Source organism: Halomonas sp. B23F22_10 (assembly GCF_043496975.1).
Classification (GTDB): Bacteria; Pseudomonadota; Gammaproteobacteria; order Pseudomonadales; family Halomonadaceae; genus Halomonas; species Halomonas smyrnensis.
This window is the reverse complement of record NZ_JBIEKF010000003.1, coordinates 212,531-234,497: the sequence shown is the minus strand read 5'-3', so window position 1 is coordinate 234,497 and position 21,967 is coordinate 212,531. Positions and strand designations below refer to the sequence as shown.

Sequence of the window (21,967 nt, the reverse complement as noted above, 5' to 3'; positions counted from 1 at the left end):
ACGGGAAAAGCCCCATTCTAGGCCGAAGGCGTCGGGCGTAACAGCCGTGCGGACACGCCGACGCCGGGCACAGGGCCCGGCGTCGTGCACGATGGCGGCTCAGTCGGCCAGGCCGATCACCAGCAGGCCGACGATCACCACGGCCACCACCACGATCAGCGCGGGAAGCAGCCAGGCCATGCCGCTGTCGGGCTCGCGGGCCTCGGGCTGCTCCACGTCCGGCTCGGGGTGGTCGTAGTCCTCGGGCTGGCTGACCTCGTGCAGGTGTGTCAGCTCCTCGTCCGGCGTCTTGCTTTCCCGTGACTCCATGGGCACCTCCCGGGCGCGTGGGTCGGAAAACGGGACGCCGGCGCGCCGGCCCCCGTTACAGGTTCACGACATCGAAGTCCCGCTCGGTCGCCACGTCGGCGTCGTAGTCGACGTCGTCGCGCTCGAAGCCGAACAGCTTCAGGAACTCGTGCTTGTAGCCAGCATAGTCGGTGATGTCGAACAGGTTGTCGGTGGTCACCTGCGGCCACAGGTCCTTGCAGGCCTGCTGGACGTCGTCGCGCAGCTCCCAGTCGTCCAGGCGCAGGCGGCCGGCCTCGTCGGTGTCGGCGCTGCCCTGACCTTCACCAAGATACAGGCGCTCGCCGAACAGGCGGTTGAGCTGGTCGATGGTGCCCTCGTGCAGGCCCTGCTCCTTCATCACCTTGTAGACCATGGCGATGTAGAGCGGCATGACCGGGATGGCCGCGCTGGCCTGGGTGACCACGGACTTGAGCACCGCCACGTTGGCGCTGCCGCCCTGCTTGGCCAGGCGCTTGTTGATCTCGCCGGCGGCGCGATCCAGATCTTCCTTGGCCTTGCCCAGGGCGCCATGCCAGTAGATCGGCCAGGTGATCTCGGTGCCGATGTAGCTGAAGGCCACCGACTTGGCGCCTTCGGCCAGCACGCCGGCCTTGTCCAGGGCGTCGATCCACAGCTCCCAGTCCTCGCCGCCCATCACCGCGGTGGTGTCGTCGATCTCCTGCTGGGTCGCCGGCTCCACCTCGGCCTCGATGATGGCGTCCTTGTTGGTGTCGATGGCGGTGGCGCGGTAGGTCTCGCCGATCGGCTTGAGGCTGGAGCGCTTCATCTCACCGCTGTCCGGCAGCTTGCGCACCGGCGAGGCCAGCGAGTAGACCACCAGGTCGACCTGACCCATGTCCTTCTTGATCAGCTCGATGGCCTGCTCGCGGGCCTCGTGGGAGAAGGCGTCGCCGTTGATGGACTTGCTGTACAGCCCTTCCTGCTTGGCGAACTTGTCGAAGGCGGCGGCGTTGTACCAGCCGGCGGTGCCCGGCTTCTTCTCGGTGCCCGGCTTCTCGAAGAACACGCCCAGGGTGTCGGCACCGTAGCCGAAGGCCGCGGTGATGCGCGCGGAGAGGCCATAGCCGCTGGAGGCCCCGATCACCAGGACCTTCTTCGGCCCGGCGCTCTTGTCCAGGTTGCGGGCGCGGGTCGCCTCGATCTGCTCGAGCACGTTCTGCTCGCAGCCGACGGGGTGGGTGGTGGTGCAGATGAAACCGCGGACCTTGGGCTTGATGATCACGTTAGACCTCTTGGCGTTCGCAGCGGGGCGGCGGACAACCGCCGCCCCGGTGAAAGGAAATTCGTTCGTGGCGACATTCTAGCGGCCTCGTCCGGCGCTGTCCGCCCTTGAGCGCGGCCGCCGGCTGGGGCAGGATGCTGGCCATCCCCCACCCTCAGGAGATCCCATGGACGCACAGACCCTCGTCGACACGCGCGGCGACCTCTGGCTGGCGCTGGCGCCGCTGTGGCTGGAGCGCGAACCGCGGGAGACCGACTACGCGCGCATGATCGAGGAGATCGAGCGCCACGGCCTGAGCGAGCGCGAGCTGGAATGGGTGTTCCGCCTGGAGCTGGCCCCGGTGCTGACCCGCCAGCAGATGTCGGTGGCCGGCGAATGGCGCGAGTTCGACGACTACCGGCTGATGAAGCGCCTGGTGGCCCACAACCTGCGGCTGACCGGCTGGCGCCGCCGGACCTGGGCGCTGTTCTCGGGGCTGACCACCATGATGGCCCGCCATCGCTTCAACGAGCTGATGGAGCGACTGATGATCGCCCGCGGCCAGGACGTGCCTTCCTGACGCCCCCGAAACGCTGTCGCCCCATCCGCCGCTGTGCCAGTCTGTGACAGGCGAGCCGGCGCCGCCGGCATGACGTCCCGACACGGAGGTAGCGCCCCATGGACACCCGCCTCATGGATCACCGCCACGGCTACGGCCTGGTCACCCGCACGTTTCACTGGCTGATGGCCCTGCTGCTGCTGTGGCAGGCCGTCTCGGTGGTGCTGCGGGTGACGGTCGACGACACGCCGCTGGCCGACTTCTTCTTCGGCTACCACTTCTCCAACGGCGTGCTGATCCTCGCCCTGGCGGTGCTGCGCGGCGCCTGGGGGCTGCTCAACCTGTCGCGCCGGCCGCCGCACGACCGCCCCATCGAACGCCTGGCCGCCCTCGCCCACGTGGCGATGTACGCGCTGCTGATCGTGGTGCCCGGCGTGGCCCTGATCCGCGCCTTCGGCTCCGACCGGGCCTTCTCGGCCCTGGGCCTGTCGATCTTCGAGGGGCACGAGACCGAGATCGAATGGATGACCGGCCTCGGCAGCCAGTGGCACGGGCTGCTGGGCTGGACGCTGCTCGCCCTGATCGTCGGCCACATCGTCATGGCCTGGGTGCATACCCGCGTGTGGAAGGAGCCGCTGATCCGCCGCATGACCCGCGGCAGCGACCAGGAATAGTCCGCCGGGCGGCTCAGGTCTCGTCGAGGGCCCGCTCCAGCGCCTCGACCAGCACCGCCTCGCCGTCCCGCGGCGAGAAGCGACGGATCACCCGGCCGTCGCGGCCGACCAGGAACTTGGTGAAGTTCCACTTGATCATCCCCGTGCCCAATATTCCGGGCGCCTGGCGCTTGAGCTCGACGAACAGCGGATGCGTGCCGCCGCCGTTGACCCGCACCTTCTCCATCAGCGGGAAGGTCACGCCGTATTCCCGCTCGCCGAAGGCACAGAAGGCCTGGGCCGACTCCGGCGACTGGCGGGCGAACTGGTTACAGGGAAAGGCCAGCACGGTGAAACCGCGGTCGCGGTAGCGACGATAGAGCCGCTCGAGGTCGCGCAGCTGGGGCGTGAAACCACACTGGCTCGCCACGTTGACGACCAGCAGCACCTGGCCGCGCAGGGCGCGCAGGTTGAAGGGCTCGCCACGGGAGGTGTGGCAGTCGTGATCATGGATGCTCATGGCGCGTGCTCGCAGTCTGTGCTTTCACGATGACACGCCGTGTGGCGCGGCGCCAGTCCCGGCGCGCCCGCCCGAGAGCGGCGTGCAGGCGGTGCGCGGCCTCGCGCCGTTCGGACGCGTCGAGCGGTGCGTAGAGCCACTGTTCCAGGGCCTCGGCGGCCGTCTCCAGCGCCGGCCCGGCGGCGTCCCTGTCCCGCGCGACCCGCCGGAGATGCGCCGCCGGCGACTCGCCGGGACGCAGCGGATAGCCGCGCCGCCCGAGCCAGGCCTGGAAGGCCGCGAGGCGGCGGGTCTCGTCCCGCCGCCCGCGCCACCCTCGCCGCCAGCCGTGCCACCCGAGTGCGCCCCCCGCCACGGCGAGCAGCGCCAGCGCGGCGAGGCCCACGACACGCCAGGGGCCGAGCGCGACCAGGGCCCTGCCCAGCTGCGCCAGCGTCTCGGTCAGCTCCGCCATCAGCCGCTCCCGGGCCGCGCCCCGATAGTCGATCACCCCGCGCTGCCACTGGTACTCCAGGCGCTCCCATTCGAGGCGCATCCCGTTGAGCCAGCCGACGCCGCGATAGCGCAGCGGCGAGAAGGGCGAATCGGCCAGGAAGGCCTCGCGCCCGTCGCTCACCGCCGCCGCGCCCTGCTCGATGCGCTCCGGGGCGATGGCCGCGGTGGGATCGAGGCGCTGCCAGGCGCCGTCCTGCCACACCTCCACCCAGGCGTGGGCGTCGTAGTCGCGCACCATGAAGTGGCCGTCGGGATGGCGCTCGCCGCCCAGGAACCCCGCCACCAGCCGGGCCGGGATGCCGGCCATGCGCGCCATCACGGCGGTGGCCGAGGCGTAGTGGGAGCAGTAGCCGGCCCGGGCCTCGAACAGGAAATCGTCGACCCGATGCGGGCCGGTGAGCCGCGGCGGCGACAGCGTATAGCGATACGGCGCCTGGCCGAAGCGCGCCAGCACGGCGTCGAGGTAGCGCCGCGGGTCGCCGTCGCTCTGGCGCCACAGCCGCCGCGCCAGTGCGCGGGTGCGCGGGTTGGTGTCGGTCGGCAGCAGCCGGAACCAGCGGGTGTCGGCGGGATCGGCGTAGGCCGGCGCCGCACCGCTGCTCTCGAGGTCCAGCAGCGCGCGGCTACGCAGCGCCTCGCGACCGGCCAGGGTGCCGTCGGCCAGGAAGCGCTGGGGCTCGCCGGCGCGCAGCGGCGTGCCCAGGCTCGGCCGCCAGGGGCGGCTGTCGGGCTCCAGCAGCAGCGCGTAGTCGTAGCGTGGCGGATCCTGCCCTGCCCAGGCGCTGGCCCGACCCTCGCGCACGAAGCGCGACAGCGGTCGCTCCAGGGTCGCGGCCTGCTGCGACGGCGAGACCCGGCTCCAGCTGATGCCGTCGAAGTGCGACAGCGTGTAGACGCGCCAGTAGCGCTCGCCGGGCGGCGGCGCCTGGCCGCGGAACTCGGCGCGGAAGGCCCGGGCGTCGCTGCGCGACAGCTCGGCGATGTCGCCGGGCGAGACGCTGTCGGAGAGCCCGGTGGCGGCCCGCGGGGTCTCCGGCATGTGCCACAGCGGCGGCAGCCGCGGCACGACCAGAAACAGCGCCACCATCAGCGGCGCCGAGAGGCCCAGCAGCCAGCCGACCTCGCTCCAGGCCCGGCGGCGGCTGCGCGCTCCGGACAGCCACATCAGCGACTGCAGTTGCCAGGCCAGGGCGACGAACGCCGCCAGCGCCAGCGGCAGGCCCTGGCCGTGGAGGAAGGCCACGCCGGTGGCCACCAGGCCGATCGCCACCACCACCCGGGCGTCGCGCCGGTCGTGGGTCTCCAGCAGCTTGAGCAGGTAGACGCCCAGCAGCAGGCCGATCAGCGCCCGCATCTCGCCGAGGCTGCCGTACTGGCCCCACAGCGCCGCCACCAGCGCGCCCACCGCGGCCAGCCGCAGCAAGAGCCCGGCCCGCGGGGCGTCGCGGCGCAGCTGGCGGTAGCGGTAGCCGGCCACCACCACCGCCACGCCGGCGAACCAGGCCGGCATCCAGGCCAGATGCAGCGCCAGCACCAGGCACTGGCCGACGAACAGCCGCCACAGCATGGCGCCGCTCAGCCCGCGCCCGTCGGCCAGCACCGCCGGGGCCTCGGCAGAACGAGGCCGTGACGCCCGGCTCATGGCGAGGCCTCCCCGTCCGCCGCGGGCCGGCAGCGGGCCAGGGCGTCGAGCGCCGCGCGGCGATGGGCCTCGCCCTGCCCCGGCGCCAGCGTCCGGTCCGGCAGGCGCAGGCCGAAGCGCTCGCCGGCGCGATGATGGGCCAGCACCCGGGCGCACAGCCAGGACAGCCGGCGTTCCGGGTCGCCGCTGCCGTCGGCGTAGTCGAGCCACACAGCGTCCCGCGGGGGCGCCTCGAAGGCCTTGCTGGCCAATGTGCCGGTGCGGCTCCACTGCTTCCAGGCCAGCCGCGCCGGCCCGTCGCCGGGCGCCGCGCGTCGCAGGCCGGCGAAGTCCTCCTCCTCGCGGCCGGGGCCGCCGTCGGCGCGGTACGTCTCGGCCTCGCCCAGCGGCTGCGGCCAGATCACCAGCTCGTGCTCATGGGCCTGCCAGGCCAGGGCGCGCACCAGCCCCAGCGGCCAGCGGCTCTCGAGGCTCAGCGTGGGCACGCGCCACACCCCGCGCGTCGGCGTGGGCACACACAGCTCGCCCTCGCCGCGGCCGTCCTCGACGTCGAACCGGGCCCGCTCGCGGTTGCAGCGCACCTGCAGCGCGGTGCGCGGCCGGCGGGACTCGGCGATCACGCCCAGCCGCGCCGCGCCGCCGGCGAAGGCCTCGGCGGGCAGGCGCAGGCTCAGGCGCACGCCGAGCAGGTTGCGCCAGGCGCGCAGCAGCACCGCCACGCCCAGGGCGAACAGCCAGAAGGCCAGCGCATGGATCAGGCTGTTCTGGTAGTTGATGCCGAGCAGCATCAGCAGCACGATGAGCACCGCCCAGCCCAGCCCGAAGCGAGTCGGCAGCAGGAACAGCCGCCGCTGGGGCAGCGGCGCGCCGAGCGGGGCGGCCAGGCGATGCCACCCGTTCCGCGGCCAGGCGCGGCGCCGCCAACTCATCCCAGCACCGGCACCCGGCCCAGCAGCCGATGGGCCAGCGCCTCGCCCTCGTTACGCCGGCCGCCGAGGCGGTGGGCCACCACCGGCGCCCACACCGCCTGGACGTCCTCGGGCAGCACGTGGTCGCGCCCGGCGAGCATCGCCCAGGCCCGGGCGGCCCGCAGCAGCGCCAGGGCGCCGCGCGGCGACAGCCCCCAGCCGGCCTCGGGATGCTCGCGACTGGCGGCGGTCAGCGCCTGCACGTAGTCGAGCAGCGGCTCGGCCACGTGCAGCCGCTCGCAGCGCGCCTGCCAGTGGCGCAGGGTCTCGGCGTCGAGCAGCGCCGGCAGCTCGCCCAGGGTCGAACGCCCGGCCTGGCCGCGCAGGATTTCGCGCTCGGCGCGGGCATCGGGGTAGCCCAGCGACAGCCGCATCAGGAAGCGGTCGAGCTGGGACTCGGGCAGCGGGAAGGTGCCGGCCTGCTCCTGGGGATTCTGGGTGGCGATGACGAAGAAGGGATCGGGCAGCGTCCGGGTCTCGCCCTCCACGGTGACGCGGCCCTCCTCCATGGCCTCGAGCAGCGCGCTCTGGGTCTTGGGCGTGGCGCGGTTGATCTCGTCGGCCAGCACCAGGCCGTGGAACACCGGCCCGGGATGGAAGCGGAAGCTGGCCTCGCGGGGATCGAACACCGAGACGCCGAGCACGTCGGCGGGCAGCAGGTCGCTGGTGAACTGCAGGCGCTGCATGTCGAGCCCGGTGACCCGCGCCAGCGCCTGGGCCAGGGTGGTCTTGCCGAGCCCGGGCAGATCCTCGATCAGCAGGTGGCCGCGGGCCAGCAGGGCGCACAGCGCCAGGCGCACCTCGCGCGGCTTGCCCAGCACCACGCCCTCCAGGGCGGCCAGCACCGCCGCCAGCCGTTCGCCGTCGACGGGGCGGTTCACGCGCCCGCCTCCAGCCAGCCGCGCTGCCACAGGGCCTCCACCGCCTGGCGGGTGTCCGGGGTCACGTCGTCCAGCGCCAGCGCCTCCTCGGGCGGGCACCAGAAGGCGTCGGCGACCTCCTCGGCCTGGAGCGTGAGCGGGCCGTCGTAGTCGACCAGGTAGGCGCTGCCGAAGATGTGATGGCCGTCGGCGTCGTAGACGAACTCCAGCACGTGGCGCAGCGGCTCGCCGACGATGCCCAGCTCCTCGGCCAGCTCGCGGCGGGCGGCCAGATGCACCGGCTCGCCGGCCCCGACCACGCCGCCGGCGGCCAGGTCCAGCCCGCCGGGGAACACCTCCTTGGTCAGGGTGCGACGCTGCACGCACAGCTCGCCGGCGGCGTTGCGCACCACGATGTAGGTGGCGCGATGCCAGTAGCGATAGCGGCGCATGGTGGCCCGGGACGCGCTGCCGCAGGGCCGGTTGCGGGCGTCCACCAGCTGGATGCTCTCGTCGGCGATGCGGGGGGCGGGCAGCGGCGCGGGCGCCAGGGCGTCGTCGGTCATCACGGCTCTCCGGGGAAATGTCTTCAGCCTACTCAGTCAGGCCCGGAGCGTCACGCGTCATCGGCTCACGCCGGCCCCGTGTCCAGGGTGCACTATCCTCATCCACGCAGGCGCGGCGTTAGAGTCGAGGCGACGCCGCCATCCGCACTCTCTCCCGGAGCCCGCCATGACCGACTCGCATCAGCATCGCCCCCGCGTCGACCTCGACAACGAGGCCATCCACTGGGACCAGGACTTGAGCTACGGCCAGTACCTGGGCCTGGAGACCCTGCTCGACTGCCAGCATCCTCGCTCCCGCCAGCACGACGAGATGCTGTTCATCGTCATCCACCAGGCCTCGGAGCTGTGGATGAAGCTGTGCCTGCACGAGACCCACGGCGCCGCCGACTGCATCCGCCACGACGAGCTGCGCCCGGCGTTCAAGATGCTGACCCGGGTCGCCCGCATCCAGGAGCAGCTGATCAAGGCCTGGGAGGTGCTGGTGACCATGACGCCGGCGGACTACTCGAGCTTTCGCGACGAGCTGGGCCAGAGCTCGGGCTTCCAGTCCTTCCAGTACCGCGAACTCGAGTTCCTGCTCGGCAACAAGAACGCCAGGATGGTCGAGGCCCACCGCGCTCACCCCGGCCACCACGCCCACCTGACCGCGGTGCTGCAGGCGCCGAGCCTCTACGACATCGTGCTGCAGCGCCTCGCCGCGCGCGGCTTCGCCATTCCCGACGGCCACCTGGCGCGCGACTGGGCCGAGCCCTATGCCGCCTCGCCCGAGGTCGAGGCCGCCTGGGCGGCGGTCTACCGCGACACCGCCACCCACTGGGACCTCTACGAGCTGGCCGAGAAGCTGGTCGACCTGGAGTACAACTTCCAGAAGTGGCGCTTCAGCCACATGAAGACGGTGGAGCGCATCATCGGCTATCGCCGCGGCACCGGCGGCACCGCCGGGGTCAACTACCTGGTCAAGGCGCTGGATCTGCAGTTCTTCCCCGAACTGTGGTCGGTGCGCACCTCGCTCTAGGGAGAGGCCGGGCGGCTTTGACCGGCTCGCCGCCAGCCGCCATGCTCAGGGGAGTCCGCCTGCCGGAGGTCCGTCATGCACGATCACGCGCCCCGCGACCGGCTGGCCACCCATGCGGTGACCAATCAGCCGCCCCCGCCCGAAGACCGCGACGCCCTCGCCGACGACATCCCGCTGCGGGAGACGCTCGCGCGGGAGGCGCCGGACTGGGTCGCCCGCCGCCTGGCCTCGCTGGGCCGCGAGGTGGGCAGCCGGCGGGTGCAGGCGCTGGGCGAGGCGGCGAATCGCCACCCGCCCGAGCTCAGGCTGTTCGACCGCCACGGCCGGCGCCTCGACGAGGTCGCCTACCACCCCGCCTATCACGAGCTGATGCACCTGGCGCTGGATCACGGCTGGCACGCCGTGGCCTGGCAGGAGGAAGGCCGCGGCGGCCATCAGGCCCACGTCGCCGCCCTCTACCTGCTGACCCAGGCCGAACCGGGCTTCTGCTGCCCGGTGACCATGACCCACGCCGCCCTGCCGGCGCTGCGCGCCTCGCCCGAGGCCATGACCGAGTGGGCGCCGAAGCTGCTGGCCTGGGACTACGACCCGCGCCCGCTGCCCGCGGCGCACAAGAGCGCCCTGACCCTCGGCATGGCGATGACCGAGAAGCAGGGCGGCAGCGACGTGCGCGCCAACACCACCCGGGCGCAAGCCACCGTCGACGGCTGGCGGCTGACCGGCCACAAGTGGTTCTGCAGCGCGCCCATGTCCGACGCCTTCATTACCCTGGCGCAGACCGACGACGGCCTCGGCTGCTTCCTGGTGCCGCGCTTCGCCCCGGACGGCACGCGCAACCCGATCGAGCTGCAGCGCCTCAAGGACAAGTGCGGCAACCGCGCCAACGCCTCGGCGGAGATCGAGTACCGCGACGCCTGGGCCCGGCCGCTGGGCGAGCCCGGCCGCGGCGTGGCGACCATCCTGGCGATGGTGCAGCAGACCCGGCTGGACGCCGCCACCGCGCCGGTGGCGATGATGCGCCAGGGGCTGGTCGAGGCCTGGCGCTTCGCCCGGCATCGCCGGGCCTTCGGCCGGCGGCTGGCCGAGCAGCCGCTGATGCGCACGCTGATCGCCGACATGGGCCTGGAGGTGGAAGCCGGCGTGGCGCTGACGCTGCGCACCGCCCGGGCCTTCGACGGCGCCGCGCGAGGCGACGACCACGAACGCGCCCTGGCCCGGCTGCTGCCGGCGCTGGCCAAGTACTGGCACAACAAGCGCGCGCCGGGCTTCCTGGCCGAGGCCATGGAGTGCCTCGGCGGCATCGGCTACGTGGAGGAAACGCCGCTGGCGCGGCTCTACCGCGAGGCCCCGGTCAACTCGATCTGGGAGGGCTCGGGTAACGTGATCTGCCTGGACGTGCTGCGCGTGCTCGGCCGCCATCCCGAGTCGCTGGCCGCGCTGCGCGAGGAGTTCGATGCGGTGCAGGGCGAGTCCGCCGAGCTCGACGCCGCCCTGGCCGAGCTCGAAGGCCTGATCGGCGAGTCGCCCGAGACGCTCGAGCCCCGCGCCCGCTGGCTGACCCAGCGCCTGGCCCAGTGCCTGCAGGCCGCGCTGCTGCTGCGCCACGCCCCGCCGGCGGTGGGCCACGGCTTCTGCCGCGGCCGGCTGGGCGAGCGGGTCGGCGGCGCCTACGGGGTGCTGCCGGCCGAGGCGCGCGTGGACGAGATCCTGGCCCGCCTGCCGAGCTGACGGAGCCGGACCGCTCCCCATCGATCGGCTGGCCGGCGTGACGACGGTAGCGGGGCTCCATGCCCCGTGTCCGAGGCGTTACCGCTAGGGCGTCACGACCGCGCTACACGATCGGCCCCGCCACCACGCGCAGCGCCAGCCCCAGCAGCAGCACGCCGGTGATGCGATTGATCCAGTGCGCCCGGGCCTGCAGCCAGGGCAGCACCCGCGAGTGGGAGAGTCCGACGGCCACCAGCACGTACCAGCCGCCGTCGATGACCACCGCCGTCAGCACGATGATCGCCCGGGCGGCCAGGCTCATGTCCGGCGTCACGAACTGGCTGAGCAGGGCCACGAAGAACAGGATCAGCTTGGGATTGCCGAGTGCCACCAGCATGCCGTCGCGGGCCGCCTGGCGCCGGGTGGTGGCCATCGCCTGGGCGTCCAGCGCCCCGCCGCGGCCGGCCCGCAGCGCCTTGAAGCCGAGCCACGCCAGATAGGCCGCCCCGCCCCAGGTGATGGCCTGGAACAGCGTCGGGAAGCGCACGATCAGCGCCCCCAGGCCCCACACGGTCAGCAGCGCATAGAGGCCCACCCCCAGCGCGTGGGTGAGCGCCGCCATGATCCCCTGCACGCGACCGCCGCCCAGGGTATGGCGCAGCACCAGCGCCAGGCTCGGCCCGGGCGACATCGCCCCCATGGCACAGATCGCGGCCAGCGACATCCATAGCGAAAACGGCATGACGGACTCCTCGACTCGCTCAGAAGGTGGTCAGTGGTGCGGCGTAGCGTCCCGCTCGTCCTCTGCCTGGCCATGGCGCGGCAGCACGGTGAGGGCTTTGGCGACCTCGTCCATGTCGAGATCGGCGAGATGCTGGCCGGTGACGATCATTGCGCTGTGCTCCGCCAGAGGCCGCCAGCGTCGCTGTGGCCTCGCAAAGAGCCCCAGCGTCGGGCGATTCCAGGCGCTGGCCATGTGCAGCACCGCCGTATCGGGCGTGATCACCAGGGCGGCATGCTTCACGATCGCCGCGCTGTGCGGCAGGCTGACGGCCATCGGCAGAATCCTGGCCACGGGCGTTGCGGCCGCCAGCTGTCGCGCCTTCTTCTCGCCATCGGGGCCGAAGACCATCAGCACCGGCAAACCATGAACCTGCCACAGTAGCTCACAGAGGCACTGCCCCTGAGACACGGACAGCTGACGAGCCGGATGACTGCCATCCAGGTTCAGCGCCACATAAGGCCCCAAGGCCTCCACGCTACGCCTGACCCGGCGCTCGTCATCGGCGGCAAGCGGAAACTCGTAGCCGCCCGGCACGTCGGCAATGCCCGCCTCTCGCATGAGGGCCGCCCAGCAGTGAGGCCGCGCACCGCCCTGCTCATGCAGGGACCTGGCGCCCCCAGCTAACGGCGCGTAGCAGCGCAGCACTGGTCCCGCCAGCTGCAGGTTGCAGCGCGCCCGCAGGGTACCGACGAACCGACTCGCCGCGGCGCTGTCGCGCATGGTGCCCTCCACGCACAGATCGGTGGAGCCGTGGCGGGAAACGAGGTCACGCGCTACCTCCCGAGCCAGCCGCGGGCTCTCGCCATCGGCGAGGGTCACCACCTCGACGCGTGGGTCGTTCAACCAGCGAAACACGATCTCGTTATAGACCGAGGCCACGATCACGATGCGAGGCACGTCTCGCGCCTGCAGGGCCCGAATGACCGGGAACACGGCCATGCCATCACCGATGCGCTTGGGGACGAAAAGTACCGCGGTATTCAGCGTCTCCGGTACGCAAGGTGCCGACGCGTAGTCGTAACGGCATCGCCGATAGTACCGTCGCACCGTTCGAAGGGGGTGGCGCCATAGCTGACGAGCAATATTCATGAGAAAACCATAAATTAAAGTAGCTGATCAGTCGTGATGGAGGAAATAAGCAGACGTTTTCCGTACCCCTTTCTTCGGCACCGAACGTTGGCCCTGCTAGGGTTCGCGAACCGCGAGGCGTGATCGCCGATCGGAGGCCTGCGACAGCGCAAGGAATTGATCCTCAAGCCCCGCATTCCAGAGAATGTGCGGCGAGTACCATACAATATCGCCGCACCCGGTGACAGGATCGTGCGAAGTATACATCGACCTTGGGAACGGAATGCGGCTGAATCCTTGCACTACTCTTGCTGGAGACAGGATTCTTCCCCTTCCCTGCCCTCCTTAAAGAATTAGGAAACGCATGACCGACGACGCCCAGCAAGTACCTCCCCAGGAAGGCCCCGGCAGCCTGACGAGGCTGATCACCCAGGTGCAGCAGGCCGGTGAACAGCGCGACGACGTGAGCCTGGAGGCGATCCTCGATACGGTCGGCCGGCGCAGCTTCGCGCCCTTCCTGCTGGTCGCCGGGCTCGTCACCCTGGCGCCGGTGATCGGCGACATTCCCGGCGTGCCTACCCTGATGGCCACGCTGGTGGTGCTGGTGGCCGCCCAGTTGCTGGTGGGGCGCGAGCACTTCTGGCTGCCGCGCTTCCTGCTCGAGCGCCGGGTCTCCCGGTCGCGGTTCGTGCGGGTCACCGACTGGATGGCGCGCCCCGCCCGCTGGGTCGATCGCTACCTGCGCACGCGACTGGTCTGGCTCACCCGCGCCCCGGCCCACCTGCCGGTGGCCCTGACCTGCCTGCTGATCGGCCTGGCCATGCCACCGATGGAGCTGGTGCCCTTCTCCGCCAACGGCGGCGGCCTGGCGCTGACGCTCTTCGGCCTGGCGCTGCTCGCCGAGGACGGCCTGATGGCACTGGTGGCCTACCTGCTGACCGGCACCACCCTGGCGCTGGTGGTCATCGGCCTCGCCTGACACTTCGACCGTGGAGCCCACGATGCCAAGATCCGATTCCCGACTGACGCGGGGCGTGGCCCTCGCGGCCGGTGCCGGCTATGCCGCCAAGGGCATCGTCTACCTGCTGGTGGGCGGCCTGGCCTTCCTGGCGGCGGTCGGCCTGGGCGGCGACAACGTCGGCACCAAGGAGGCCCTTTTCGGCCTGGCCCGCCAGCCCTTGGGCGACCTGATGATCATCGCGCTGGGGGCGGGGCTCGCCGCCTATGCCGCCTGGCGCCTGCTCCAGGCTGTGCTGGACACCGAGGACGCCGGGCACGGCCCCAAGGGGCTGGTCACCCGGCTGGGCTTTGTGATCAGCAGCCTCATCCATGCCAGCCTCAGCGTCTACTGCCTCGACCTACTGCGCGACGTCGCCGATGCCTCGGGCAGCAATACGGCCAGCGACCGCACTGCCCTGGTGATGAGCCACCAGGGCGGGCTCTATGTGATCTTCGCCGTCGGCCTGGTGTTCATCGCCATCGGCCTGCGCCAGCTGTGGCGGGCCCTCCGTCAGACCTACCTCAAGAACTGGTACCGCCAGGATCTGGGGCCGCTACAGCAGCGGCTGGCCGACATCATCACCTGCTGGGGACTCTCCGCCCGCGGCCTGGTGTTCCAGGTGATCGGCCTGTTCCTGTGTCTCGCGGCCTGGCGCACCGACCCGAGCGAGGCCCAGGGCCTAGGCGGCGCGCTCAACGTGCTGGCCGCCCAGCCCTTCGGCCCCTGGCTGCTCGGCGCGGTGGCCCTCGGCCTGGCCAGCTATGGTCTCTACTGCCTGATCAACGCCGTCATTCGCGACACCAGCCTCGACTGAAACGACTCCACCGAGGCGGCGAACACTCACTGCGCCACCCCTGCGATAGGCGACATGAAAAAACAGCGGCCCGATACAGGGCCGCCGTTCAACAGGGATGGGTGTCGTACGGCCATCGCCAATGCTCGGTGACGATGACGATCCGGCAGGCACCGCACAGGGAAGAAAAAAGCCGCCCTGAGGGGGCGGCGAGAGACCGTGACTAACAATGAGGAGGAGCTGGCAGCCGCTGACCCTAGCGGCCGTCAGCCGTGGCGGTTCATCAACGCCACGTCCTCAACGTAAATCCTCCTCGCCGCCCCGTCAATGAAAATGCGAATGTTTTTTATTTATTGCACGAGCTCGGCGACGCGCTCCCCGGCCGGGAAGCGGGCCTAAGAAAAGCGGCCGGAGAAGGCCGTCAAGGGATACGAGGATGTGCCGAACCGGAGAGGAAACGACATCCTTCCGATATTCACACGTCGCGGGAGCCGCAGTAATTCAATAAAGACTGATGAGTAAACTTGGCCTGGGCTTTCGATAGCGCACGTTCACCGGGGGCTCGGCACGAAGAGGGGCAGGACGATAAGCGCAGCGCGGCGATGACCTGCGTTGACACCTTGCCGATACGGGAAGGCGACCAGACACCCGGACTCCATTACCGCGCACGGACGTCTATCGCGTAGGGCAGCGAGCTTTTTAATAGCGCATTTCCAGCACGAGAGCTGCGCCTATCAGTTCGCGTCAAACGTAAAGCGTTTCAGGTCACCATCCTGAAACCTATGGCTGGATCAGACGAGATTTCCCATCTTCCAGGGCAAGCACCTGACTCCTTGACCGAGTAGATCAAGACCTAGTGAAGCGCTCTCGTGATACAGTCAAGTGTTTATCGAGCTCTCGCTCGGCCATGAAGGCATTTCGTTTGAGTGCGTTGGCGATATCGTAGTGACCGGCATTAGACTGGCCGAAAGTCCGAGTCATGTTATTGCGAGCCAGGCGGATCTTGTCAGCCACCAGCCGATAGGAATCGATCAGGTACTGGTTGCCCGACGACTGTATCAAGGTCATGTGATACTGATAGTCGAAAGCCTCATAACGCATCCAGTCCTCGTCCTCCATCGCCTCATCCATGTGGTGACACAGCTTCAGCAAGTCGTCGGAGAGCTTGAACACATCTCTAGCCATTCTCAGTGCTCCGACCTCCATCATCTTGCGAAAGGCCATCAACTGCTCGAGCTCGGCGAGAGTCGGATTCCAGATGCGATTGCCGCTCTTGGGCGAGATGGTAATCAGCCCTTCGTGCTCTAGCCGCTTCAACGCCTCACCCACCGGGCTGCGACCGATCCCCAGTCCCTCGGTCAACTCTTTAATCGAGATCTTCTGATCCAGGGCGTAGGTGCCGTTGAGCACACGATCCTTGATGATGCTGTATGCCTGCTGCGACATCGTCTCGGCGGTGCCACTCATCTTCCATCTCCTCGTCATCATTCTCCCGAGCAACCAGCGATCACGCTAACGGGCTCGGTGCCACTGGCACCGAGCCCGTTCGATCAGCGATCGATTGCGACCCTCAGCCGAGCTCGGCCCGAGTGACAGGTCCATCATCCGGCGACCCGATCCCCTCGGTGACCGGGGTCAAATACTTCCTGCCGTCGATATCCCTGACTGCCGTCTCGTTAAACAGGTCTCGATCCAGCATCAGCATGAAACTGCGTCCCACGATCGCGATAACAAAGCACAGCGGAAAGCCAGTCAGGATCGAGATCGTCTGCAGCGGCGTCAAGCTCTCAGGGTTGAGAAAGTACAACGCCATGGAGACCAGCCCGACCAGCACCAGCCAGAACGACGCATTATAGCGGGATGCCTCCTGTTCGGGGAGCAGTGTCTTCTGGGTAGCCGAAGCCAGCGAGTACCCCACGGCACATTGACCGCTAACGTAGGACAGAAGAGCCACCAGTCCGAACACCACGATGAAAAGCCCCGCGGCCGGTAGCTGTTCAAGCATGACCTTGACCACTTCGCCACGCCCGGCATCGTTCATCACGCCGATAAGATCTAGTTGGCCGCTGGTCTGGAGATGAATACCAAAGGCCGGAAACACCATATAGAAGACCATGCAGCCCAGCGACCCTGCCGCCAGGCCAGCGAAGACGATGCCGCGAATGGTGCGCCCCCGGGAGATCTTGGCGATGAACAGCCCATAAGGCAGGGCATACACCACCCACCAGGAGAAGTAGAAGATCGTCCAGGCCTGAGGGAAGCCGGTATCGCGGATCACGTCCGTAGCGAAGCTCATATAGACGAAGTTCTGCAGCATCAGGCCGAGACCATCCACCGACTGATTGAGGGTGAAAGACAGCGGGCCGCACACTAGCACGCCCAGCAGCAGGGCAATATCCAGTCGGACGTTGAAGTTGGATAGACGTGCCACGCCCCTCTGCAGACCGAGTATCAGCGCCATCATGGGAATGAAGGTCCACAGAAAGATCACGAAGACATCCAATATGGCGCTGCCCGCTTCCATGCCGAAGGCGTAGGCGAAGGTGCTCGAGATCAGCGGCGTACCCAGCGCGATCGAAGTCATGACACCACCGATGATGCCGAACATGTAGAGGAAGTTGATGGCATGCCCGATCAGGCCATCGGTCCAGCGCCCCAAGACCGGACGGGTCAGCTCGCTGAGCTTCAAGTTGCGCTGCTTGCGCACGTACATGGCGTAACCGATCGGCACCGCGCAGGCGATGTACCAGGCCCAGGCAGATGGCCCCCAGTGGAACATACCGAATGCGCTGGCCCAACGCGCCGCCTCGGCGCTGCCGGGCTCGGCACCGAAGGGTGGCGACTGCATGATCCATATCCACTCCGCGGCGCTGAGGTACAAGAGGCTGCCCCCGGTACCGGAGGTGAATATCATTCCCAGCCAGGTCAGCGTCGAGAATTCGGGACGTGTGTCTCGATCTCCGAGCACTACCTTGCCATAGCGGGACATGGCCAGGTACAGGCAGAAGCTCATCGCACCGACGGTCGCCAGCAGAAAGAACCAGCCGAGCTCGTTGGTGGTGAAGGCATGAATTTCGTGGAGCAGCTCGCCGCTTCTCTCGGGCCAGACGGAGAAGACGACGGCCAGCACCAGAGTGAGCACAAGGGCCGGCATGAACACCGCCAGATCAATGCCGGCGATTTCCTTTCTTATTTTCTGTTGAAGCATGGGCATAGCCTTTCAGGTTGAAATGAAAGCCCCGCGGGACGGGATCAAAATCTCGCAATCTAACATGCTAGATAAAACCTCGGCTTTCAACATGAAACTCTCCAAACCCTTCTCGCTCGCACGGGAAACAGGACGCCAATTCGTATATTTTTCATAATTTTCAATTAGTTATTTTTTCACTGCCAAGCGGAAAGCACCCCGAAATGCGACCAAGGTCGAATAACAGTTTCGACAGCACAGCAAATTCCCGCCTTCACACCCCTCAATCTAAAATGCTAGATTTGCCGCATCGTTGCCTTACCTGACTGGAGCAAGCACATGGTTTCCGAGGCCGACATCATCATCATTGGCGCGGGCTCCGCCGGCTGCGTGCTAGCCGAGCGGCTGTCACAGGATCCTGACAAGCGGGTGCTGGTGATCGAGGCGGGCTCTCGTGGCAATAGCCCGACGATCTCGGTACCGGCGGGATTCGTCTACCACTTCAACGGCTCGCGCTATAACTACTGCTATCGCTCGGAGCCGGAACCGGAGCTGGGCCACCAGCAGGTCTATCAGCCCAGGGGCAAGGGGGTCGGGGGTTCCGGAGCGATCAACGCCATGATCTATGTGCGCGGTGAACCCCAGGACTTCGATGACTGGGCCGAGGTCAGTTCGCCACGCTGGTCCTACGAGGCGGTACTGCCCTATTTTCAGCGCCTGGAGCGCCATTACAGCGCGGATGTCAGCCAGCATGGTCGCGATGGCCGTATCGGCATTCGCTCCACCCGTGATAGCGCCCCGGACCTGTGCCATGCCTTCTTCGGCGCCTGTGACGCCATAGGCCTACCCTACAACCCTGACTTCAACGGCGAGCGACTCGACGGATACGGCTTCTACGACATGAACGTGCGCGGCGGCCTGCGCTCCTCCAGTGCCCGGGAGTATCTGGTGCCGGCACTCAAACGCTCCAACCTGTCACTGATGACGGGAACCCAGGCAAGGCGTCTGGTATTCGAAGGACAGCGCGCGGTCGGCCTCGAGATCCAGCGGGCCGGCGTACGCCGCATCATCAAGGCCCGCCAGGAAATCATCCTGTGCGCCGGAGCCGTGGATTCCCCCAAGCTGCTTCAGCTGTCGGGAGTGGGCGACGCCGATGCCCTGGCCGCATTGGGCATCGCCAGCATTATCGACAATCCAAACGTGGGTCAGAATCTCCAGGACCACCTGTGTGGAAGCCTGTTCTATCACAGTCGCGAACCGACCCTGAACATCACGCTCAATAGCCCCATGGGCAAGCTCGCCGCGGGCTGGAGCTACCTCACCAGGCGCCAGGGACCGCTGGCCTTCGGGGTCAAGCACGCCGGCGCCTTCGTCCCTATGGATGAAGCCCCCCTCCAGGAGCACGTCCAGCAACCCTCCCATGGCAGCGCCAAGGCACAGGTATTCTTCAACCCCATTTCCTATGCACTGCCGGAAGCCTCGGGAGGCAAGCTCAAGCTCCACAAGCACGCGGAAGTCTCGCTGTTCTACAACGTCTGCCGCCCGCATAGCCGAGGATCCATCACCCTGAAAAGCGCGGATCCCGATGAGGCCCCGGCGATTCGCAACCGCTATCTGTCCGATCCGCGGGACAGGACGGAGCTGCTCGAGGCCTTTCGCCAGGTACGCAGGCTGGCCAGCGCGGGACCTCTCGAGGACATCCTGATCGATCATCGCGGCTACGCGGACATGCACAGCGACGAGGCCATCCTCGCCGACTTCGCGGCCTCCTGCGGTTCCATCTACCACCTCTGCGGCAGCTGCGCCATGGGCACCAGCATCGACAACTCGGTGGTCGATCCTTCGCTGCAAGTACACGGCGCCGAGGGCCTGCGGGTCGTCGACGCCTCCGTTTTTCCCAATATCACCTCCGGCAACACCCAGGCCCCCACCCTGATGGTGGCCGAGGTGGCCGCCGACATCATCCGCCAGTCCTGGAATACATGAATGAAGATCATCAAGGTAGAGTCCTTCCACACCGAGGACGTGGGCATCGTCCGGGTCACCATGGCCGACGGCAGCCAGGGCCTGGGGCAGGTATCCACCTATAATGCCGATATCAGCGTCGAGGTCATGCACCGCCAGGTAGTACCCTGGTTCGAAGGCCGCGAGATCAACGGCATCGATGATATCGCCGACGGCGTGGCGTTGGTGCTGGAGCGCCAGCACAAGTTTCTCGGTTCCTATCTCTACCGCGCCCTGTGCGGTGTCGAGACCGCACTGTGGGACTGGCTAGGCAAGTCGCAAGGCAAGAGCGTGTGCGAGCTGCTCGGCGGCACGCCTCGCCCCCTGCGGGTCTACGCCTCCAGCATGAAGCGCGATATCACCCCCGAGCAGGAAGCCGAACGCTTCCTGCGACTGCAGGATCGCCACGGCTACGACGCCTTCAAGTTCCGTGTCGGCGCCGAATGCGGACGCAACCTGGACGAATGGCCAGGCCGCACCGAGGCCATCATCCCGACCATTCGTCGCGCCCTGGGCCCCGACGTGGACCTGCTGGCCGATGCCAACAGCGGCTTCCGTCCCGAGCGCGCCATCGAGGTCGGTCGCCTGCTCCAGGACAACGGCATCCAGCACTTCGAAGAGCCCTGCCCCTACTGGGAGATGGACTGGACCCGCCGGGTCACCGCGGCGCTATCACTGGACGTGACCGGCGGCGAGCAGGATCACTATCTGCCGGCCTGGCAGAAGATGATCGATGACCGCGTGGTCGACGTGTTGCAGCCCGACATCTGCTACATGGGCGGCATCACCCGCACCCTGCAAGTGGTGGAGATGGCGCGCAAGGCCGGACGCGTCGTCACCCCCCACACCGCCAACCTGAGCCTGGTGACCATCTTCACCCTGCACCTGCAGGGCGCCATCGACAATGCTGGCCCCTATCTCGAGTTTTCCATCGAGGAAGACGACTACTACCCGTGGCAGTACGGCATCTACGACAACTTCCCGGTGGCCAAGGATGGCAAGGTCGCCATCCCCGACGAGCCGGGCTGGGGCATTCGCGTGCGCCAGGACTGGCTGCAATCCGCCCACTACCGAGCGAGCGAACTCTCATGACTGCACTCAAGACTCTCTGCGATCAGGCCGGCGTGGTTGATCCGACGCCGCACCTGACACCGCGTCACTTCATCGACGGCCAGTGGCAGGCGTCCACTGCCGGCGAGACCATCGAGGTCACGGATCCGGGCAGCGAGAGCGTGATCGCCCACATCGCCCGGGGCACCCCCGAGGACGTCGAGGCCGCCATCGCCGGCAGCCAGCGCGCCTTTGACCAGTGGCGGCGCCTGGCACCGGCGGCGCGGGCCGAGCACCTGTTTCGCCTGGCCGACACGGTCCGCCACCACAGCGAACTGCTGTCGGTGATCGAATGCCTGGATTCAGGCAAGCCCTACGCCGAGGCCGAGGCCGACATTCAAGGCGCCGCCTCTCAACTGGCCTACTACGCGGGGCTCGCCGACAAGATCGAAGGCACCACCACCCCGCTGGGCGAGGGCTTCGTCTCGATCAATCGGCGCGAACCGGTGGGCGTGACCGCCCACGTCGCACCGTGGAACTTCCCCTTGCTGACCGCGGTACGCGGCCTTGCCCCGGCCCTGGCGGCGGGCTGCACCGCGGTGATCAAGCCCTCCGAGCTGACCTCCCTGTCCACCCTGACCCTGGCATCCCTGTTCAGCGAGGCCGGCCTGCCCGACGGCGTGGTCAACGTGGTCACCGGCTACGGCCAGGAAATCGGCGACGCTCTCACCGCCCACCGACTGGTCCAGCACGTGACCTTCACCGGCTCGGTCGCCACCGGCAAGCACGTGATGAAGTCCGCCGCGGACAACGTCTCGAGCGTGCTGCTGGAACTCGGCGGCAAGTCGCCCGCAGTGGTACTGGAAGATGCCGATATCGACAAGGTCGCCGAGGACATGGTCTGGGCCATCTACTACAACGCCGGCCAGGTCTGCACCGCCGGCTCGCGACTGGTGATTCACGAGTCGCAGCACGAGGCCTTCATGCAGGCCTTCCTGCCACGGGTGAAAGACCTAACACTGGGACATGGTCTCAAGGGACGGGACATCGGCGCCATCAACTCCGCCGACCACCTGGCCAAGATCGCGTCCTATGTCGATGATGCCAAGGCCCGCGGCCTGACCCTCCGCTGCGGCGGCAAGGTGACCCGTGATCCCGAGAGCGGCAAGGGCCTGTTCTTCGAGCCCACCGTGATCGATCGTCTGGAGCGAGATGACCGACTGGTGCAGGAAGAGATCTTCGGCCCGGTGCTGGCGGTACAGGTGGTCGGCAGCGACGAGGAAGCCCTCTCGATTGCCAATGGCACCGACTACGGCCTTGCCGCCTGCGTCTACAGCCGCGACGTCTCCCGGGCACTGCGCCTGGCCGCCGAGATCGATGCCGGCCAGGTCACCATCAACCAGTACTTTGCCGGCGGCATATACGCCCCGGTGGGCGGGACCAAGCACTCAGGCTTCGGTCGCGAGAAAGGGCCGCTGGCACTGGACAACTACCTGCGCAACAAGAACGTGACCGTCAAGCTTTAAACAAGAAGTTATTTTCTT

20 protein-coding genes are annotated in these 21,967 nt (G+C 68.1%); 9 read left to right on the top strand and 11 right to left on the bottom strand.

The genetic code is table 11. The annotated features are described in order from the left end of the window. Nucleotides 1-99: 99 nt before the first annotated feature. Complete coding sequence (locus tag ACGTNF_RS08225; RefSeq protein WP_016855117.1) at nt 100-309, bottom strand: hypothetical protein; 210 nt, start codon at nt 307-309, stop codon at nt 100-102. A gap of 55 nt (nt 310-364) precedes the next feature. Next, nucleotides 365-1,573, bottom strand: coding sequence for an enoyl-ACP reductase FabV (fabV, locus tag ACGTNF_RS08220; RefSeq protein WP_394601267.1), 1,209 nt, complete (start codon nt 1,571-1,573; stop codon nt 365-367). Between the two features lie 166 nt (nt 1,574-1,739). On the opposite strand from fabV, the gene ACGTNF_RS08215 reads away from it, so the two are divergent. Continuing rightward, entirely contained in the window at nt 1,740-2,132 is a 393-nt protein-coding gene (locus tag ACGTNF_RS08215; protein WP_016855119.1) for a DUF7079 family protein, read from the top strand. Between the two features lie 98 nt (nt 2,133-2,230). Next, a complete protein-coding gene (locus ACGTNF_RS08210) occupies nt 2,231-2,785 on the top strand; it encodes a cytochrome b (protein ID WP_394601266.1) in 555 nt (184 codons plus the stop codon). A gap of 13 nt (nt 2,786-2,798) precedes the next feature. Here ACGTNF_RS08210 and ACGTNF_RS08205 read toward each other — a convergent pair whose 3' ends face one another. The 5 genes from ACGTNF_RS08205 to ACGTNF_RS08185 are packed head-to-tail and all read right to left on the bottom strand — an operon-like array spanning nt 2,799 to nt 7,815. Beyond that, complete coding sequence (locus ACGTNF_RS08205; protein WP_016855121.1) at nt 2,799-3,284, bottom strand: glutathione peroxidase; 486 nt, start codon at nt 3,282-3,284, stop codon at nt 2,799-2,801. After that, nucleotides 3,271-5,421 (bottom strand): transglutaminase TgpA family protein, encoded by a 2,151-nt coding sequence (locus ACGTNF_RS08200; protein ID WP_394601265.1) that lies wholly within the window; start codon nt 5,419-5,421, stop codon nt 3,271-3,273. The genes ACGTNF_RS08205 and ACGTNF_RS08200 overlap by 14 nt, the downstream gene beginning before the upstream one ends. Beyond that, on the bottom strand, nt 5,418-6,350 hold the full coding sequence (locus ACGTNF_RS08195) for a DUF58 domain-containing protein (RefSeq protein WP_394601264.1): 933 nt from the start codon (nt 6,348-6,350) through the stop codon (nt 5,418-5,420). The genes ACGTNF_RS08200 and ACGTNF_RS08195 overlap by 4 nt, the downstream gene beginning before the upstream one ends. Then, complete coding sequence (locus ACGTNF_RS08190; RefSeq protein WP_394601263.1) at nt 6,347-7,270, bottom strand: AAA family ATPase; 924 nt, start codon at nt 7,268-7,270, stop codon at nt 6,347-6,349. The genes ACGTNF_RS08195 and ACGTNF_RS08190 overlap by 4 nt, the downstream gene beginning before the upstream one ends. Continuing rightward, on the bottom strand, nt 7,267-7,815 hold the full coding sequence (locus tag ACGTNF_RS08185; protein WP_394601262.1) for an NUDIX hydrolase: 549 nt from the start codon (nt 7,813-7,815) through the stop codon (nt 7,267-7,269). Before ACGTNF_RS08185 ends, ACGTNF_RS08190 begins: the two co-directional genes overlap by 4 nt. Before the next feature lie 166 nt (nt 7,816-7,981). Between ACGTNF_RS08185 and kynA the strand changes: the two genes are divergently transcribed. Then, complete coding sequence (gene kynA, locus ACGTNF_RS08180) at nt 7,982-8,830, top strand: tryptophan 2,3-dioxygenase (protein WP_394601261.1); 849 nt, start codon at nt 7,982-7,984, stop codon at nt 8,828-8,830. A 75-nt stretch (nt 8,831-8,905) separates the two neighbouring features. Continuing rightward, nucleotides 8,906-10,558, top strand: a complete 1,653-nt coding sequence (locus ACGTNF_RS08175; protein WP_394601260.1) for an acyl-CoA dehydrogenase family protein — start codon at nt 8,906-8,908, stop codon at nt 10,556-10,558. Between the two features lie 103 nt (nt 10,559-10,661). On the opposite strand, the gene ACGTNF_RS08170 is transcribed toward ACGTNF_RS08175, so the two are convergent. Beyond that, nucleotides 10,662-11,279, bottom strand: coding sequence for a LysE family translocator (locus ACGTNF_RS08170; RefSeq protein WP_394601259.1), 618 nt, complete (start codon nt 11,277-11,279; stop codon nt 10,662-10,664). A 30-nt stretch (nt 11,280-11,309) separates the two neighbouring features. Further along, entirely contained in the window at nt 11,310-12,410 is a 1,101-nt protein-coding gene (locus ACGTNF_RS08165) for a glycosyltransferase family 9 protein (protein WP_394601258.1), read from the bottom strand. A gap of 343 nt (nt 12,411-12,753) precedes the next feature. On the opposite strand from ACGTNF_RS08165, the gene ACGTNF_RS08160 reads away from it, so the two are divergent. Together ACGTNF_RS08160 and ACGTNF_RS08155 are read left to right on the top strand one after the other, a co-directional pair. Then, a complete protein-coding gene (locus ACGTNF_RS08160) occupies nt 12,754-13,368 on the top strand; it encodes an exopolysaccharide biosynthesis protein (protein ID WP_394601257.1) in 615 nt (204 codons plus the stop codon). Between the two features lie 22 nt (nt 13,369-13,390). Beyond that, nucleotides 13,391-14,203: a DUF1206 domain-containing protein gene (locus ACGTNF_RS08155; RefSeq protein WP_394601256.1), complete on the top strand. Its 813-nt coding sequence runs from the start codon at nt 13,391-13,393 to the stop codon at nt 14,201-14,203. An 825-nt stretch (nt 14,204-15,028) separates the two neighbouring features. Here ACGTNF_RS08155 and ACGTNF_RS08150 read toward each other — a convergent pair. Together ACGTNF_RS08150 and ACGTNF_RS08145 are read right to left on the bottom strand one after the other, a co-directional pair. Next, nucleotides 15,029-15,649, bottom strand: a complete 621-nt coding sequence (locus tag ACGTNF_RS08150; RefSeq protein ID WP_172977637.1) for a GntR family transcriptional regulator — start codon at nt 15,647-15,649, stop codon at nt 15,029-15,031. Nucleotides 15,650-15,752: 103 nt separating this feature from the next. Continuing rightward, on the bottom strand, nt 15,753-17,390 hold the full coding sequence (locus ACGTNF_RS08145; RefSeq protein WP_394601255.1) for a BCCT family transporter: 1,638 nt from the start codon (nt 17,388-17,390) through the stop codon (nt 15,753-15,755). Between the two features lie 318 nt (nt 17,391-17,708). On the opposite strand from ACGTNF_RS08145, the gene ACGTNF_RS08140 reads away from it, so the two are divergent. From ACGTNF_RS08140 to ACGTNF_RS08130, 3 genes are read left to right on the top strand one after another with little or no spacing between them, the layout of a single operon-like run. After that, nucleotides 17,709-19,355, top strand: a complete 1,647-nt coding sequence (locus ACGTNF_RS08140) for a GMC family oxidoreductase (protein ID WP_394601254.1) — start codon at nt 17,709-17,711, stop codon at nt 19,353-19,355. Beyond that, nucleotides 19,356-20,465, top strand: a complete 1,110-nt coding sequence (locus ACGTNF_RS08135) for a mandelate racemase/muconate lactonizing enzyme family protein (RefSeq protein ID WP_394601253.1) — start codon at nt 19,356-19,358, stop codon at nt 20,463-20,465. It begins immediately after the preceding gene. Further along, a complete protein-coding gene (locus ACGTNF_RS08130) occupies nt 20,462-21,949 on the top strand; it encodes an aldehyde dehydrogenase family protein (protein WP_394601252.1) in 1,488 nt (495 codons plus the stop codon). The genes ACGTNF_RS08135 and ACGTNF_RS08130 overlap by 4 nt, the downstream gene beginning before the upstream one ends. Nucleotides 21,950-21,967 lie beyond the last annotated feature (18 nt).